Origin of the sequence: Cognatundibacterium luofuense, assembly GCF_018139685.1 — a bacterium.
In the GTDB taxonomy this organism is placed as follows: Bacteria; Pseudomonadota; Gammaproteobacteria; order Burkholderiales; family Burkholderiaceae_D; genus Undibacterium; species Undibacterium luofuense.
This window is the reverse complement of sequence record NZ_JAGSPN010000030.1, coordinates 1-1,384: the sequence shown is the minus strand read 5'-3', so window position 1 is coordinate 1,384 and position 1,384 is coordinate 1. Positions and strand designations below refer to the sequence as shown.

General features: G+C 48.3%; 2 protein-coding genes. Both read left to right on the top strand.

All coding sequences use genetic code 11. From position 1 onward, the window contains the following. On the top strand, nucleotides 1–185 hold a 185-nt coding region (locus KDM89_RS19075; RefSeq protein ID WP_212689507.1), incomplete at its 5' end, for a hypothetical protein. A gap of 302 nt (nucleotides 186–487) precedes the next feature. Continuing rightward, nucleotides 488–1,240, top strand: coding sequence for a substrate-binding periplasmic protein (locus tag KDM89_RS19070; protein WP_212689506.1), 753 nt, complete (start codon nucleotides 488–490; stop codon nucleotides 1,238–1,240). The last annotated feature ends 144 nt before the right edge of the window (nucleotides 1,241–1,384 follow it).

Genomic DNA, 1,384 nt, shown 5'->3' with positions numbered 1-1,384 from the left:
CCGCCAGCGCGAAAGCAGAACCGAAACCAGTGGCAACGCCTGCTGCAACAGAAACGAAAGCGGCTGAAGCTAAAACAGAAGCGAAACCAAAGAAAGTAAAGAAAGCGAAAAAGCACGCTGAAGGCGGTGCGGAAGTGAAGCCGGAAGTCAAAGCTGACGCAGCAAAACCAGTGGCTGGCAAATAAACAGCAAGCATCTCTCTCCATGTTTTGACCGGGCTTTGCCCGGTTTTTTTATGGTACTCGCCAGCGCAGATCTGTCTGAATCGTCGGTCATGGTCTGGTTGGTTGTCTGTAAATTCCTCAGACAAGGACAGCGTTTTTCGGTCACTTTTCTCAATGTCCGGGCATCAGATGTGGCTCCGTACCGACACCTTGTGCAGGAAAAAGCATGTGCCTTCCTATAAGTGTAAAGAAAGCGTCATGAAATTCCAGCAGAATGGACTGAATATGATTTAATCAGGTTCATCTTAAATTTCATGTTCATCATGATGAAGGCCATTCTGCCAGCGTTATTCTTACTGACGCCGCTTGTAGCAAGTAGTGCGACTGACTTAAAAGTTGCTGTATGGGAAGGCGCTGCGCCATTTTTCCAGAAAACGGAGACTGGCTGGAAAGGGCCTTGTACTGATATTTTCCGGGCAATTGAAGAAATCGAACCCCAAGTTCGTTTTGTGACAGATCCGGAACCGATGCCTTTACGCCGTGTTGAATATGAGATGCAGGCTGGTCGTCGTGATATTGTCTGTGGCGCCCGTAAAAGTGCCGTACGTGAAGAGGCAGGATTTCAGTTTCTGAAAAACTATCTTCATATCACAGGATATCGCCTTGCAGTCCGTTCAAGTGACAATGTTCAGGTAAAAACCTGGGACGATGTCCGCCAAACCAAAGACCGCGTACTGATTTTGCAGGGGCACGCAGATATTCCGCGTTTGCTTGCCATGGGAATACAACTGGACAGCAGTGCTCCTTCGGCGGAACAGAATCTGATCAAACTGATCGGCGGACGTGCCCGTTTCTTCTACGCCCGTGATTCGTATTTTAAAAGTACCGAATTTCTCAGTCGCGGAGACCGTCAGGTCAGAGTTTTACCTGTGCTGTTTGATCCCAGCCCGGCATTTATTGCCGCCAGTAAAAATGTGTCTGCAGAGATGGTTCAGTTAATTGATCAGGCCTACGCAAAGTTACTGAAAAACGGTGATGTAGCCCGCATTCTGCGTACCCATGGTATCGAAAACTGATCCCTGACCGGATCTGTGCTTCTTTCAGAAAAAATCGTCAACCGCCTTGTCTCCGGCCCCGTTAAGGAAGCACGCAGCAACACACTGCGCCGCAAGATAAAGCGAACATACTTAACTGATTTTTTAAGAAGAGGCACACCATGA